This is a genomic window from Mycobacterium sp. TKK-01-0059 (genome assembly GCF_000709305.1).
Lineage (GTDB): Bacteria > Actinomycetota > Actinomycetes > Mycobacteriales > Mycobacteriaceae > Mycobacterium > Mycobacterium intracellulare.
Genome location: NZ_KL446994.1, coordinates 92,878 through 106,917 on the forward strand (window position 1 = coordinate 92,878; position 14,040 = coordinate 106,917).

Annotated in this window: 13 protein-coding genes and 1 pseudogene; 5 read left to right on the top strand and 9 right to left on the bottom strand. The window is 66.9% G+C overall.

Going from position 1 to position 14,040, the window contains the following annotated elements; genetic code table 11:
* Positions 1 to 6: 6 nt before the first annotated feature.
* From K883_RS19655 to K883_RS19690, 8 genes and pseudogenes are all read right to left on the bottom strand, one after another.
* On the bottom strand, positions 7 to 1,266 hold the full coding sequence (locus K883_RS19655) for an MlaD family protein (protein ID WP_020822417.1): 1,260 nt from the start codon (positions 1,264 to 1,266) through the stop codon (positions 7 to 9).
* Positions 1,263 to 2,504 (bottom strand): MlaD family protein, encoded by a 1,242-nt coding sequence (locus K883_RS19660; RefSeq protein WP_020822418.1) that lies wholly within the window; start codon positions 2,502 to 2,504, stop codon positions 1,263 to 1,265. The genes K883_RS19655 and K883_RS19660 overlap by 4 nt, the downstream gene beginning before the upstream one ends.
* Entirely contained in the window at positions 2,501 to 3,640 is a 1,140-nt protein-coding gene (locus K883_RS19665; RefSeq protein WP_020822419.1) for an MCE family protein, read from the bottom strand. The genes K883_RS19660 and K883_RS19665 overlap by 4 nt, the downstream gene beginning before the upstream one ends.
* Positions 3,637 to 4,692 (bottom strand): MCE family protein, encoded by a 1,056-nt coding sequence (locus K883_RS19670; RefSeq protein WP_036455746.1) that lies wholly within the window; start codon positions 4,690 to 4,692, stop codon positions 3,637 to 3,639. The genes K883_RS19665 and K883_RS19670 overlap by 4 nt, the downstream gene beginning before the upstream one ends.
* Positions 4,685 to 5,740 (bottom strand): MlaD family protein, encoded by a 1,056-nt coding sequence (locus tag K883_RS19675; RefSeq protein ID WP_009953394.1) that lies wholly within the window; start codon positions 5,738 to 5,740, stop codon positions 4,685 to 4,687. The genes K883_RS19670 and K883_RS19675 overlap by 8 nt, the downstream gene beginning before the upstream one ends.
* Positions 5,737 to 7,307, bottom strand: a pseudogene (locus tag K883_RS19680) (MCE family protein). The gene K883_RS19675 and the pseudogene K883_RS19680 overlap by 4 nt, the downstream one beginning before the upstream one ends.
* 23 nt (positions 7,308 to 7,330) lie before the next feature.
* Positions 7,331 to 8,194 (bottom strand): ABC transporter permease, encoded by an 864-nt coding sequence (locus K883_RS19685; protein ID WP_014711536.1) that lies wholly within the window; start codon positions 8,192 to 8,194, stop codon positions 7,331 to 7,333.
* A gap of 1 nt (position 8,195) precedes the next feature.
* Positions 8,196 to 9,038 (bottom strand): MlaE family ABC transporter permease, encoded by an 843-nt coding sequence (locus K883_RS19690; RefSeq protein WP_008256279.1) that lies wholly within the window; start codon positions 9,036 to 9,038, stop codon positions 8,196 to 8,198.
* 304 nt (positions 9,039 to 9,342) lie between these two features.
* On the opposite strand from K883_RS19690, the gene K883_RS19695 reads away from it, so the two are divergent.
* The 5 genes from K883_RS19695 to K883_RS19715 all read left to right on the top strand — a co-directional run bounded on the left by K883_RS19695 (position 9,343) and on the right by K883_RS19715 (position 13,135).
* Complete coding sequence (locus K883_RS19695) at positions 9,343 to 9,945, top strand: TetR/AcrR family transcriptional regulator (RefSeq protein WP_014711537.1); 603 nt, start codon at positions 9,343 to 9,345, stop codon at positions 9,943 to 9,945.
* A gap of 46 nt (positions 9,946 to 9,991) precedes the next feature.
* A complete protein-coding gene (locus K883_RS19700) occupies positions 9,992 to 10,273 on the top strand; it encodes a phosphoribosyl-ATP diphosphatase (RefSeq protein ID WP_009953388.1) in 282 nt (93 codons plus the stop codon).
* Between the two features lie 2 nt (positions 10,274 to 10,275).
* Positions 10,276 to 11,130 (top strand): ATP phosphoribosyltransferase, encoded by an 855-nt coding sequence (hisG, locus tag K883_RS19705; protein WP_008256290.1) that lies wholly within the window; start codon positions 10,276 to 10,278, stop codon positions 11,128 to 11,130.
* Positions 11,131 to 11,249: 119 nt separating this feature from the next.
* Positions 11,250 to 11,768, top strand: a complete 519-nt coding sequence (locus tag K883_RS19710) for a membrane protein (protein WP_026071592.1) — start codon at positions 11,250 to 11,252, stop codon at positions 11,766 to 11,768.
* Positions 11,765 to 13,135, top strand: coding sequence for an FAD-containing oxidoreductase (locus K883_RS19715; protein ID WP_014711538.1), 1,371 nt, complete (start codon positions 11,765 to 11,767; stop codon positions 13,133 to 13,135). Before K883_RS19710 ends, K883_RS19715 begins: the two co-directional genes overlap by 4 nt.
* Positions 13,136 to 13,138: 3 nt before the next feature.
* Here the strand turns inward: K883_RS19715 and K883_RS19720 are convergent, their stop codons facing one another.
* Positions 13,139 to 14,035, bottom strand: a complete 897-nt coding sequence (locus tag K883_RS19720; protein WP_014711539.1) for a RecB family exonuclease — start codon at positions 14,033 to 14,035, stop codon at positions 13,139 to 13,141.
* Positions 14,036 to 14,040: the final 5 nt, after the last annotated feature.

Consider the following 14,040-nt stretch of genomic DNA (forward strand, 5'->3'; position numbering starts at 1 on the left):
CGGGGCCTAGTGCGGCGGTTCGATCGGCAGCTGCGGGCCGCCGTAGGGGGTCGGAATGGTGAAGCGGCCCTTGGGGGTCGGATCGGTCCGGCGGCCCAGGTTGGCCCCCATCGGCGGACCGGCCGTGTCGTCGCCGCCCGGCCGCGGCGCGTTCTTGGCGCCCCGGATCGAGACGGCGGGGTCGTCGTCGCGGCAGTAGGTGTACATGAAGGGCTCGTAGTAGTCGGCGGCCGACGGCGGGTGCGACGGTGTCCCATAATCGCACACGTAGCGGGGGTACAGGTCGGCGATCGCCCACACCCCGTTGTCGTGGAACGCGCTCGTCACTGCGTCCAACACCGACCCACGGTAGTCCGGGAACAGCGCGTTGAGCGCCGGAACCCGCAGATACAGCAGCTGCGATACGGTCGCCATGCTGCCCAGTAGCTGCACCATCGTGTCGGAATTGTCGGCGAACAGATTGTCGACGGCCGACAGGGTGCGCGGCGCCTGCGCAGTCAACCGGCGATAGCCTGCCTGCATCCTGGCCACGCCGGACAGCGTGCGGTTGAGTTCCGTTGCGGCCGCGCCCAAGCCGGAGTTCTCGTCGCTTGCCAGGGTGAGCACGACCCGGCTGGTCTTGATGATGCTGGTGGTCTGGGGCAGCACCGAGTCGAGCGTGGACAGCAGGAAGGTGCCGCCGTCGACGATGGCGGTCAGCTTCGCCGGGCCCTCCTTGCTCAGGCTCAGTTCCTTCTTGATCAATTCGATCTTGTGGGGATCGACCTGGGACAGCAGCCCGTCGGCGTCGCCCAGCAACCGCGCCAGGCTGACGGGAACGGTGGTGTGGTCCAGGGCGATACGGCTGCCGTCGTGCAGATAGGGTCCAGCGTCGGACGCGGCCTCGAAGTTGATGTACTGCTCGCCGGCCGGCGACAGCGCCGAGACGTGCACGACGGCGTTCGCGGGGATCCGCACCTTCGAGGTGATGCTGGCGACGGCGTTCACCCCGTCGTCGGTGATCTGCAGCGACTCCACACGGCCGATGCGCACCCCGCGCAGCGCGACATCCTGATTGGGGAGCAGCCCGCCGGATTCCGGCAACTGCACCGTGACCCGGTAGGACGAGGCGAAGGGCTTCACCCGCAACGCGCCGACGAGCAGGTAGGCGGTGGCGACGACGAGGATCAGCACCAATCCGGCCACCGACAACCAAACCTGTTGCCGGTGGCCCCTGCGTACCACCCGGACAACGAAATTCGCGAACGCGGCGATGGTGCGGATCATGGGTGGGGTCCCGGCGGCGGCGGTTCGGGCGGCCCCGGTGGCGAGGCGGGCCCGGGCGGGGGACCGGGGGCGACGTCGATTTGGCCCGGGATGGTCGGGTCCGGAATCACCGGAACCTGTGGCGAATCCGGCCCCCGGCCCACCACGCGCTCCTGCAGGCGCCACAGGGTGTACTTCAGCGTGCCGACGAGCAGGTTCACGTTGTAGTGGTGGGGGCCGTGCAGCCCGATGTCACCGGGGTATCCGATATCGGGAAGCGACCCGAGCAGAATCTTGTCCACGCTGACGTTCACCGAAATTGAGTTCCCCGCAGTCGATTTGATTAACGGGGGAATCAGTCGATTCACCGACAGCCAGCTGGTGTCGGGGCTCACCGCCACATCGTTGGCCGCCCCGGCGACCGTGTTGAGGTCGCGGATCAGGCTGCGGCCGCTGGTGTCGGTTCCGCCGATCGACGGGAACCTGGCCAGCAGCCGGGAGGTGTCGCCCACCTGCACGGCCAGATTGGAGAGCTGGGCGGTGTTGTCGGCCAGGGCCGATGTGGCGGGACGGGCGGCCGACATCAGGTCGCTGATGGTGTGATTCTTGGCGTCGAGTTGGTCGGCCAGGTGCGACAATTGGGTCAATGCGTTCTTGATCTGATCGGACCGCGAATCCAGCGTCCCGAGCAGCTCGTTGGATTTGCGGATCATGTCCCCGAACGCCTGGCCCTGGTCGCCGGTCGCCTTGCCGAAACCGTTGATGATGTTGGTGAAATTGCGGACCGCCCCGCCGTTGACCAGAATCGCCGCCGAGCTCAGCACCGACTCGACCGTCGCGGCGGCGGCCGTGGAATCCAGGCCGATGGTGTCGCCGTTGCGCAGCAGCGGCGCATCCGTATCACCGGCGGCCGGTGGCTTCAGGGCGACGAACACGTCGCCCAGCGGTGTCGCGGTGCGCAATTCGGCGGTGCTGCCGCGGGGGAGCTGCACGCCGTCCCTGATCCGCAGCCGGGTCAGCGCGGTGTAATTGCGCGCGATCATCGATTCGAGCTGCCCGACGTCGGCGCCGGCGAGCTTGACCTTGGCGTTCATCGGCAGGTTGAGCGCGTTGGAGAACACCGCGTTCAGCGAATAGCCGCCCGAACCCAGCCCCGGCGCCGGAAGGGGCAGGCTGGCAAGGCCATTCGTGGCGCATCCGGCGCTCACCATGACCGCGGCCAGCAGCGCCGGCATTGCCCGCCCGCGGGTGGTCATCATTTCTGCCCCATGGCGGCCATACCGTCCAGCACATAGGTCAACCCGAAATCGGGGCCGAAGTCCTGGATGGTCCCGGTGCTGCAGCCCAGTTGCCGAAGACCCATCAGGTTGCAGATCTCCTTGGTGTACTGGCTGTCGAAGATCAAACGGTCGGTGAGGAAGCGGGCCCGCACGGCGCCGTTGGCCCGGTCGATCATGTTGTAGGCGTTGTCGGCCAGCAGCGGGGCCAGATCCAGGAGCTCGGCCAGGTCGCGCCGCTGGTCGGCCACCGTCTTCAGCGTGGTGTTGCCGCTGCCGACGGCCTGCTTGACGTTGTCGCGGTTGGCGTCGAGCAGGTCGCCCGCCCGCTGGATCAGGTGGTCGAGCTTGCGTCCGGTGCTGCCGCTGCCGAGGTCCTCGTCCGCCATGATGTGGCTGACTTGGTGGATGGTGGTTGCGAATTCGCGCAATTTCGTGTCGTTGGCGGCCACGGCGTCGAACAGCGTGCTGATGTTTTTGACGATCGTGGTGATCTGCTCGCGGGTCGTCGTCCCGCCGTCGCTGGACAGGCGCAGCGCCTTGGACAGCTCGCCGAGAGCGGCTTTGATCTTCTCGCCGTTGCCGCTGACCACCGCGGTGCCACCGTTCAGCACGTCGGCGATCGGGCCGCCGCCGTGGCCGTCGCCCTCGAGCGATTTGGTCACCTTATCCAAAACGTTGAGGACGCTGCTGAATTCGACGGGCGTCTTGGTGCGGGGCAACCCGATGGTGTCGTGGTTCTGCAGGGTCGGCCCGTCGTGATAGGGCGGCGTGAGTTCGATCTGTCGGTCGGTGAGGATGGAGGTCGACACCGTCACGGCCTGCGCGTCGGCGGGAATCTTGACGTGGCGGTCGACGGTGAAGTCGACCTCGACATAGCCGCCCTTGGCGTTGATCTTGGTGACCTTGCCCACCGGCATGCCCAGCACCGCGACCACGTTGCCCTCGTAAAGGCCCGAGGCGCTGTCGAATTGGGCGGTCACCGTGATCGTGTCCTCGTCGGAGCGCAGGTACCACCAACCGGCGACGGCCACCACCGCGATGGCCGCCACGGCAGCGACGATGGCCACCACCTTGACGACGAGCGTGGCGCCGGGGTTGTTCGTGCGGTCCTTCACTTGCAGTCCTTGAAGTACTGGATCATGCCGAACTGCTTGGCGCGACCGCTGATCGCGCACATCCACGAGTCGATCAGCGGAACGTTGGGGGCGTTGAAGTTGACCGCGTTGCCCTCGCCCGTGAGGTTGGCCGCCTCGCGGAAGAAGATCGGGCTGATTTGCAGCATGCTGTGCAGCAGGTCGTCGTGCGCGGACATCAAGGCGGTGAAGTCCCGCATATCTTTGATCAGCGCGTCCAGACCCGCCCGGTCGTTGACCACGACCTGACTCATGGTGTCAACGAGACTTGTCAACGACTGCATCATCGCGTGGAAGACGGCGCGCCGCGCGACGAATTGGCCGAGCAGGTCTTGGCCCTGGTTGATCAGATTGCCGATGCCGGCCTGCTGGCGGCGCAGGGTGTTCGTCACCTGCTCGGTGCTGCGCAGTAGCTGGCCCAGCTGGTCACGGCGCACCGCGATGATCGACGACAGCGTGTTGATGTTCGTGATCGCCTGCGGCACAACCGCGGGCAGGCCCTCGAGCTGCTTGCCCAGCACCGCCAGCGATTGGGCGAACCTGTCGGAGTCGACCTGCTCGAACGTCGTGGTCGCGTCCTGCAGTGCGGCTTGCAGGTCGTAGGGCACCTCGGTGTGAGCCAGGTCGAAGGTGTTGTGGGGCAGGTGCGCCGGGCCGCTGGGTTCCAGCGCGAGGTACCGCGACCCCAGGATGGTGGTGACCTTGATCCGGGCGCGGGAGTCCTTGCCCAGCGCGATGTTGTCCCGAACCTTCAGCCCGGCCTCGACGTGGTCGCCGACGAGTTTCATGCTCGTGACGTTGCCCACCGGGATGCCCGCGACCACGATCGGATTGCCGGCCCGCAGCGAGGCGGCTTGCAGGAACTCCGCGGTGTAGTGGCGATAGCCGGCGCCGATGGCGTGCACCAGCAGCATGACGCCGATCACCACCGCCACCACCGCGACCGCGATGAATCCGAGCCACGTCTTGTTGTAGCTTTCCAGCGGGCGTCGCTTCATCCCCGAAAGCCGTTGCCGCACAGTCTTGTCAGCCATCGACGGTGCTCCTGCATCTCGGGGTGTGCCACGCCCTGTTTCCCGGCGTGGCGGCGTTGATGATGATCGGCACGACATCGTTGAGGCCGGGGAAGAACCCCAGGAAGTTCACGTCACACACGTAGGCGTTGCCGTAGGCGCCCTGATTGCCGACCCGGACAAGTCCTTTCAGCAGCAGCGGGATGTTGTCGCCGAAGAACGCCACCTGCGGCTCGACGTCCATGATGTGCCGGGCCACGCCGGGCTTGCGATCGATGAATTCGCGCAGCGCCGGATAGACGTCGGACGCCGAGGTCGACAGGCGGCCGGTCACCCGCGCCAGCGAGCCCACGGAGGCGACCAGGTCGGGGCGCCGCCGGTCGAGCTCGCCGACGACGCTGCGGGTCTCGGTGATGACGCCGTCGAGATCGTCGTTCTGCGCCGCGAGGTTGCCCACCACCTTGTTGAGGTTGGTGATCACGCTGCCCAGCGCCTGATCCCGGCCCGCGAATGTCTCTGTGAGCGTGGACGTCTGGCCGACCAGCGTGGCCAGCGACGAGGTGTCGCCCTGAAGCGACTGAATGATGCCCTTGGTGAGGTTGTCGGCGTCGTGCGGGTTCAGCAGGCTGAACAACGGCTCGTAGCCGTTGAGCAACGTGGTGACGTCGAACGACGGCTCGGTGCGTTCCACCGGTATGGTGCTGCCCGGCGCGAGCAGCTCCGGACTCCCTTCCTTGCCCAACGACAGTCCGAGGTAACGCTGGCCGACGATGTTCTGGTAGGTCACCGACGCCAGGGTGTTTCCGAACAGCCGCTGTTCTTGCTGCACGACGAACGAGACCTTCGCCAATTTCCCGTCGAGCTCGACCTTTTCGACACGGCCGACGCGCACCCCGGCCATGCGGACGTCGTCGCCCTCGCGCAGCCCGTACACGTCGGTGAACACCGCCGAATACCGTGCGGTGTCGCCGGCCACGTCACGGCGCAGGCTCACATACACCAGCCAGGTCAGCGTCAACGAGACGACCATGAACAGCGCCAGCGCGATGAGTGGACCGCGAAACTTCATGGGGCCTCCCCGGCCGGACGGCCCAGCGACACCGTGCTGCCATGGGCGACCGGTCCGAGCAGCAGCTCGGTGGCCGGCGAGGCGGGCGTTCCGGTGATCACGCCCATCATGTTTCGTTCGTACTGGCTCCCGACGGGCCCCACGTTCCCCCCGAATCGAGAGCCCCCGAAGGCGGACTGCGGAATCCACGGCGCCTTGGGCGCCACCGGGGCGACCCACGGCTGGTGCGGCTGCGGAGTCGCCGGCGCCCCCGGCGACGGGTTGTCGGGATTCGCGCTCCCTGGCACGGGCGGCGACGGCGTGATCCCCGGGGCCAGCGGGGGATTGGGATCGGTCAGATTGGGAGTCGGGTTGATCAGCGGCGGGCCCACCGCGACAAGGTTTCCGTCCGGCCCGATCACCGTGCCCGGCGGGGGCGCCAGATCCTTGGGCGGATGATAGTTCTGCGGCAGCAGCACCTCGGGCAGGTCGGGGCGCACCGGAATCAGCGGCGCCGTAAAGCAGCTGGGCCCCTTGAGTTCGCCGTAGTGCGGACAGTCGGCGCGTGTGTAGGTGGAACTGGGCGTGAACGTCAGCATCGCGTGCATGTTGCCCAGGTTCTTCTCCGGGTTCCAGACCTGCTCCATGAACTGGTGGCCAGGTTGTCCAGCTTGGTCACGGCGGGAACGAAGTTGTTCGACTTTTGCGCCAGCACGCCGAGCACCGGCGTGAAATCGGTGGTGATCCGGATGAGTTGGTCGATGTGGTTGTCGAACGACTGGCGCGTCGTGCCGACCGTGTAGTCCGCACCCGACACCAGCGAGGCCAGCTGCTCGCGCGTCTCGGCGAAGGTCCGCATCGGTTCGACGGCCTGATGCAATGCGTCGAGAAGATCGGGGGCGGTCTGCGCGAGCCCCGTCGTCGCATCCAGCAGGGCGGACACCGTCGACGGGCCGGTATCGGTGCTGACAATCGAATTGAGCTGGTCGAGAAGGCGATTCAATTGCGCGCCGGCATTGAGCAGGCTGACGCGACGGTGGTCGGTGGCCGCACCCAGGGCGGCCAGGATCCCCACCGACCTGTCGTCGCGGCCGCGCCCCGCGGCGGCCAGCAGGTCGCGCAACTTGCTGACGGTGGTTTGGAACAACACGGTCGGCAGCTGCTTGTCTTCCGGAATATGCGCGCCCTGGCGGATTTTCGCCCCTGGCCCATTACCTACCAACTGCACCGACGACACCGCGAATACATTGCTGGGCACCACGCGCGCGGTCACGGCGGCCGGAATCGCCTGGGCGTATTCGGGTTTGAGGTCGATGTGGACATAGTTGGGTTTGCCATGCGCCGCCGGGACGACGTCGTTGACCATGCCGACAAGCACGCCGTGGTATTTGACGTCCGACTTCTGCGGAAGGCCATCGCCCACGTTGACCAGATCGGCAACCACTCGCACGTAATCGTTCAGCCTGCCAGTGGATTTGACCAACATCATGGCCGTGACCAGGGCGCTGACCACCACCACGGCGATGCCAACGCCGAACAGCTGGCGCTCGGAGGGGCCGCGTCCGTCCAGCTCAAGGGAATTGGGCATCATCCACCGACCTCGCCACGGGCCTACCCGCCGAACCTTGCGCCGGAATCCACACCCCACAGCGCCATGGTGAGCAGCATGTTCACGATGATCACGACCGTGATGCTGGCCCGCATGCCGTGCCCCGCGGCGACCCCGACGCCTTCGGGTCCGCCGCTGGCGTAATAGCCGTAGTAGCACTGGATGGTGGAGGCGATCCACACGAAGATGACGGCCTTGATCAGCGAATAGACGATGTCCTGGCCGGCGAGCATCAGCGTGAAGTAGTGCAGGTAGGACCCGGTCGAACCGCCGCTGCCGATGCCCACCACGACTTGCGTGCTCAAGTAGCCGATAGCCAGGCAGGCGGCATAGAGCGGAATGATCGCCACCACCGAGGCGATCAGCCGGGTGGTCACCAGGTAGGGAATGGGGCGGATCGCGATCGACTCCAACGCGTCGATCTCCTCGGCGATGCGCATGGATCCCAGTTGGGCGGTGAAGCGGCAGCCGCCCTGCATGGCGAAGGCGAGCGACGCCATCAGCGGAGCCAGCTCGCGCGTGTTGACCAACGACGAGACGAACCCGGTGGCGGGCCCCAGACCGAGCAGGTCCAAGAAGTTATACCCCTCGATCCCTACGAGTGCGCCGACCGTCATGCCCAGCACCACCGCCACGCCCGCGGTGCCGCCGCCGACCACGATCGAGCCGTTGCCCCAGGTGATGTTCGACAGCAGCCGCAAGAATTCGCCGCTGTACTGGCGCACGGCGAGCGGCACGGCGACCGCCGCCCGGACGAAGAAGACCAGCAGATGGCCGAGCCGGATGATCGGCACTTTGCCCCTGCGGTAGAGCCGGACCAGCGGCGTCGAAATCGGTGCGAAAGGCTCATACGCCGAGGCCGTCACGTCAGAGCCCCGTCCTGGGCGACAGCATGATGTAGAGCTGGCTGATGGCAACGTTGACGATCATCAGCAGCAGGATCGCCTCGACGACGGCGGCGTTCACCGAGTTCGCGACGCCGGTCGGTCCGCCCTTGGTGGACAACCCTTTTTGGCTTGACACGATGGCCACGATGGCGCCGAACACGATCGCCTTCAGCAGCGCCAGGACCATGTCACCGGTCGTCGCGAACGACGCGAACGTCGACACGAAGCTGCCCGGCGCGCCGTTCTGGAAGTACACGTTGAACATGTAGCTCGCGAAAAATCCGGCGAAGCATACGACGCCGGTCAGCGCCACACCGATCATCACCGCGGCTGCGAAGCGGGGGACTACCAACCGCCGGATCACCGAGACCCCCATCACCTCCATCGCGTCGGTTTCCTCGCGCATGGTGCGCGAACCCAGATCGGCGGTGATCGCCGACCCGACCGCCGATGCCATGAGCACCGCCGCCACCAACGACGCGCCCTGGCGGATGACGGCGAGTCCGCTGGCCGCGCCGGCCAGCGAGGTGGCGCCGACCTGGCCGGCCAGCAGTGCGAACTGGATGGACAGGGTGACGCTGATCGGCAGCGAGACCAGGATCGTCGGCAGCACGGCGGTGCCGGCCATGAACGCGCCCTGCCGGACGAATTCGTGCCATTGGAACCGCCCGGTGATCAGGTCGACGAAGAAATATTGAACGGTGCGCACACCCAGGACGAACTGTTCGCCCACGGTCGTCAGGGAGGCGACCGGATGACGTTTGACGTATCCGACGGACCAGTCCCGGATGGCGACAACGCCGTCAAGCTGTGCCGTCGTCATAGCGGCGCGACCTGCGGTCGGTCTAGCAAACCCATGGCACAGGTCATCGCGTACCAGCTACCGCTGTCATCGGCCCTCTTCCCACCCCTAAGTCCTGAGTGCCGAGCAGAGGCCGTTGGGCCGCCGTTGGACGCTAACTTTATTAAAATAGTGTCAACAAGCGCCAAGTCTCTGCAGTTCATCGGTGTGTGCTGCATCACACTAGCCTATTTGATAGGGACTTTCAATAGTGTAGAGTCCCTCATCTGAGTTCGTCGCTGGACGCACCGCGGGGTTGTTTTGTCGGATTGACGAAGGTGATGGCATGCCCTCAGCAAACACCGGTTCGTTGCGGGACCGACGCCGTGCTGAGCTGCTGTCCCAGATCCAGCAGACCGCGCACCAGCTCTTCGCCGAGCGGGGCTTCGAGGCGGTGACGACCGAGGACATCGCGTCGGCCGCCGGGATCTCCATCAGCACCTATTTCCGGTACGCGCCCACCAAGGAGGGCCTGCTGGTCGACCCCGTCCGGGATGCGGCCGCCGAGATCGTGGGTTCCTACAGTGCGAGACCGCAACACGAGTCGCCCGTCGAGGCGCTGATCCAACTGTTCGTCACGCACGCCAGGGACGTCAGCAACGTTGACAACCTGGACACCTGGCGCCTCGCCGTGGCCACCGCGCCGCACCTGTTGAGTAAATCCGTGCTGATCAGCGAAACCGACCACGGCAACCTGATCCAGCAGGTCGCTCACCGGATGGGTGTCGATGCGATGGCCGACATTCGACCCGCATTGTTGGTCCACACCAGTTTGGCCACAGTCCAATTCGTCCTCGACGGATGGCTGACCTCCGATGTCGGCGAAAGTCCGCCTTTTCACCAGCAATTGGAGCAAGCGCTGCGGCTCACCCTCGCCGGATTCGACTGAACCAGGCAGTGCTGAACGAAACCGCCGTGACTTTGCCGACCGGCGCGTGAAACAATCGCTGGCCGTGAAGACCTTCGAGGATCTGTTCGCCGAACTGGGCGAGCGTGCCCGCACCCGGCCGGCCGGCAGCGCGACGGTCGCCGCGCTCGACGGCGGCATCCACGGGCTGGGCAAGAAGATCCTCGAGGAAGCCGGCGAGGTGTGGCTGGCCGCCGAACACGAACCCGACGACGCGCTGGCCGAGGAGATCAGCCAGTTGCTCTACTGGACACAGGTGCTGATGGTCGCCCGCGGGCTGTCCCTCGACGACGTGTATCGGAAGCTGTGACCATGCTGCGGGTTGCGGTTCCCAACAAGGGCACGCTGAGCGAGCCGGCCACCGAGATCTTGGCGGAGGCCGGCTACCGGCGCCGCACCGATTCCAAGGATCTGACCGTCATCGACCCGGCCAATCAGGTCGAGTTCTTCTTCCTGCGGCCCAAAGACATTGCCATCTACGTGGGTTCGGGCGAGCTGGATTTCGGCATCACCGGCCGCGATCTGGTGGGCGATTCCGACGCCCCGGTGCGGGAACGCCTGGCGCTGGGATTCGGTTCGTCGAGCTTCCGCTACGCCGCCCCGGCCGGGCGCGACTGGAAGATCGCCGATCTGGCCGGCAAGCGGGTCGCTACGGCGTATCCCAACCTGGTCCGAAAAGACTTGGCGGGCCGGGGTATTGAGGCGACCGTCATCAGACTCGACGGCGCGGTGGAGATCTCGGTGCAACTCGGCGTCGCCGACGCCATCGCCGACGTGGTCGGGTCCGGTCGCACCCTGAGCCTGCACAACCTGGTGGCCTTCGGTGATCCGCTGTGCGATTCGGAAGCCGTGCTGATCGAGAGCGACCAGGCCAGCCGCTCCGGGACGCAGGCCGCGCGCGATCAGCTGGTGGCGCGCATCCAGGGTGTGGTGTTCGGCCAGCAGTATCTGATGCTCGATTACGACTGCCCCCGCTCGGTGCTGGACAAGGCCACCGCGATCACCCCGGGGCTGGAGTCGCCCACGATTGCGCCCCTGGCCGATCCGGATTGGGTTGCCATCCGGGCGCTCGTCCCGCGCCGGGGAGTGAACGAAATCATGGATGAGCTGGCGGTCATCGGCGCCAAGGCGATCCTGGCGTCCGATATCAGGTTTTGCCGGTTCTGATTGCACACGCGGTGCGACCGCCGCGGCTGTGTTAGCGTCCGCCTCGGGGGACTGCCCGGGTTGGCGTATGGGCCGTCCCTGAAAAGGTCGCCGGCTGTTTCGTCCTCCAGGAGGTCTTCGTGACTCACGCGCTTGTTGTGTTGCTGGCTTTGTTGATTGGTGTCGTTGCCGGGTTGCGCTCGCTGACGGCGCCCGCGGTGGTCGCCTGGGCCGCCGCCCCCGCCCTCCTGGGGTGGATCGACCTGCACGGCACGTGGGCGTCCTGGATGGCCAGCATCGTCGCGGTGGTCGTCTTCACGGTCCTCGCCGTCGGCGAATTGATCAACGACAAGCTGCCCAAGACCCCGCCGCGCACGGCGGCACCGATCTTCGCGGGCCGCATCGTGATGGGTGGGCTCGCGGGCGCGGCGCTGGGCGCCTGGCCGCACTGGACCTTTACCGCGCTCGGCGCCGGCGTCATCGGCGCGGTGCTGGGCACCCTCGGCGGCTACCAGGCGCGCAAGCGGCTGGCCGCCGCGGCGGGCCGGGACCTGCCCATCGCGCTGCTCGAGGACGCGGTCGCGATCGTCGGGGGACTCGTCATCGTGGCCGTGACGGGCCACGTGCTGACGGAGTACCTGCTGACGGCGGTTAAGTGACAGAACATTTCGACGCGATCATCGTCGGTGCGGGCCAGGCGGGCCCGCCGTTGGCGGGGCGGCTGACGGCGGCCGGGCAGCGCGTCGCGATCGTCGAACGCAAACTGATTGGCGGCACCTGCGTCAACACCGGGTGCATCCCTACCAAGACGCTGGTGGCCTCCGCCCATGCCGCGCACCTGGCGCGGCGCGGCGCCGACTACGGCGTCGGCACCGGCGAGATCAGCGTGGACATGGCGAAAGTCAAGGCCCGCAAGGACGAGATCATGCTCGACGACCGCAAGGGTGTCGAAGACTGGCTCGAGGGCATGGACGGCTGCACCGTCGTCCGCGGGCACGCGGTATTCACCGATCCGCACACCGTGCGGGTCGGTGACGACCTGCTGCACGCCGACCGCATCTTCCTCAACGTCGGCGGCCGCGCCGTGGTGCCCGACGTTCCGGGGCTGGACGAGGTCGACTTCCTCACCAACGCGTCGATCCTCGAACTTGATGAACTGCCAACACATCTCGTCATCGTGGGAGGCAGCTACATCGCGCTGGAGTTCGCCCAGATGTACCGGCGCTTCGGGGCGCGGGTGACGGTGGTGGAGCGGGGTCCGCGGCTGGCGTCGCGCGAAGACGAGGATGTCTCGGCCACCATCGAAGACATCTTGCGGGCCGAGGACATCGACATCGTCGTCGACGCCGACGACGTGCGGGTCACCAAGACCGACAACGGGTTTGAACTCACCCCGCGCGACGGCGCCACGCCCATCCGGGGGAGTCATCTGCTGCTGGCGGTGGGCCGGCGCCCCAACACCGACGACCTGGGCCTGGCGGCCGCCGGTGTGCGGACCGACGCCCGCGGCTACATCGTCGTCGACGACCAGCTCAAGACCAGCGTCGAGCACATCTGGGCGATGGGCGACTGTAACGGCAAGGGCGCGTTCACCCACACGTCCTACAACGACTTCGAGATCGTCGCCGCCAATCTGCTCGATGACGACCCGCGGCGGGTGAGCGACCGCATCACCACTTACGCGCTCTACATCGATCCGCCGCTGGGGCGCGCCGGCCTGACCGTCGAGCAGGTCCGCGCGTCGGGGCGCAAGGCGCTCGTCGGAAAGCGGCCGATGACCAGAGTCGGCCGTGCGGTGGAAAAGGGTGAGACACAAGGCTTCATGAAAGTCGTGGTCGACGCCGAAACTAAGGAGATCCTGGGGGCCGCCGTCTTCGGGGTCGGCGGCGACGAGGCCATTCACTGCATCCTGGACGTCATGTCGGCCAAGGCACCGTACACCACGCTCTCCCGCACCATGCACATCCATCCCACGGTCAGCGAGCTCATTCCGACGGTGCTCCAGGAGATGTCACCGCTGGACTAGGCGCTACGCCGCCGGCTCGCTCGAGCGCGAATCGCTTTGCGCGTCAAACGATTCCGGCCAGCCCGGGTAGGGCGGCGGTGTCCCACCGAAAAGGGGGCAGTGCTGCTGGTGGGGGCACCAGTCGCACAATCGCGACTGGGTGGGACGGAAATCGCCCGTCTGACCGGCGGATTGGATGGCGCGCCAGATCGCGATCAGGGTCTTCTCGAAGCGCAGCAGCTCGTCGTGATCCGGCGAATAGTCCAGGACCTGGCCGTCGGCCAGGTAGATCAGCCGCAGCCGGGTGGGCGGCACGCCGCGAGAACGCAGCAGGGCCACCGCGTAGAACTTCATCTGGAACATGGCCTTGAACTCGGCCAGGGCCCGCGCTTCCGGCGGCGCCTTGCCGGTCTTGTAGTCGACCACCCGGAGCTCGCCGGTGGCGGCGACGTCGATGCGGTCGATGAATCCACGCAGCAGCGTGCCGTCGGCGAGTTCGACCTCCACGCGTTCTTCGCAGCATTGCGGGTCGAAACGCGTCGGGTCCTCGAGGCGGTAGTAGCCGGCAAGCAACGCCTGGGCCTCGGCCAGCAGCTGGGAGCGCTGGGCGGGGTCCAATCCCGCGGTCATCTCCGGCGTCGCGGCCATCACCTGCTCCCACGCGGGCTGCACCAGCGAAAGGGCAGTGTCGGGGCCGCGCTGCGCGGCGGGGAGCTCGTAAAGCTGCTGCAGGGCGGCGTGAACCAGGGACCCGCGCAGCTGCGCCGGCGACGGCGCCTCGGGCAGGCGGTCGATGGCCCGGAAGCGGTACAGCAGTGGGCATTGCTTGAAGTCCGCCGCCCGCGACGGTGACAGCGCCGGGCGGGACACCTGCCTCGCCGGGCCCGTCACCGACTGCGGCGCCTCCGGCTGGACGATCATGTCGA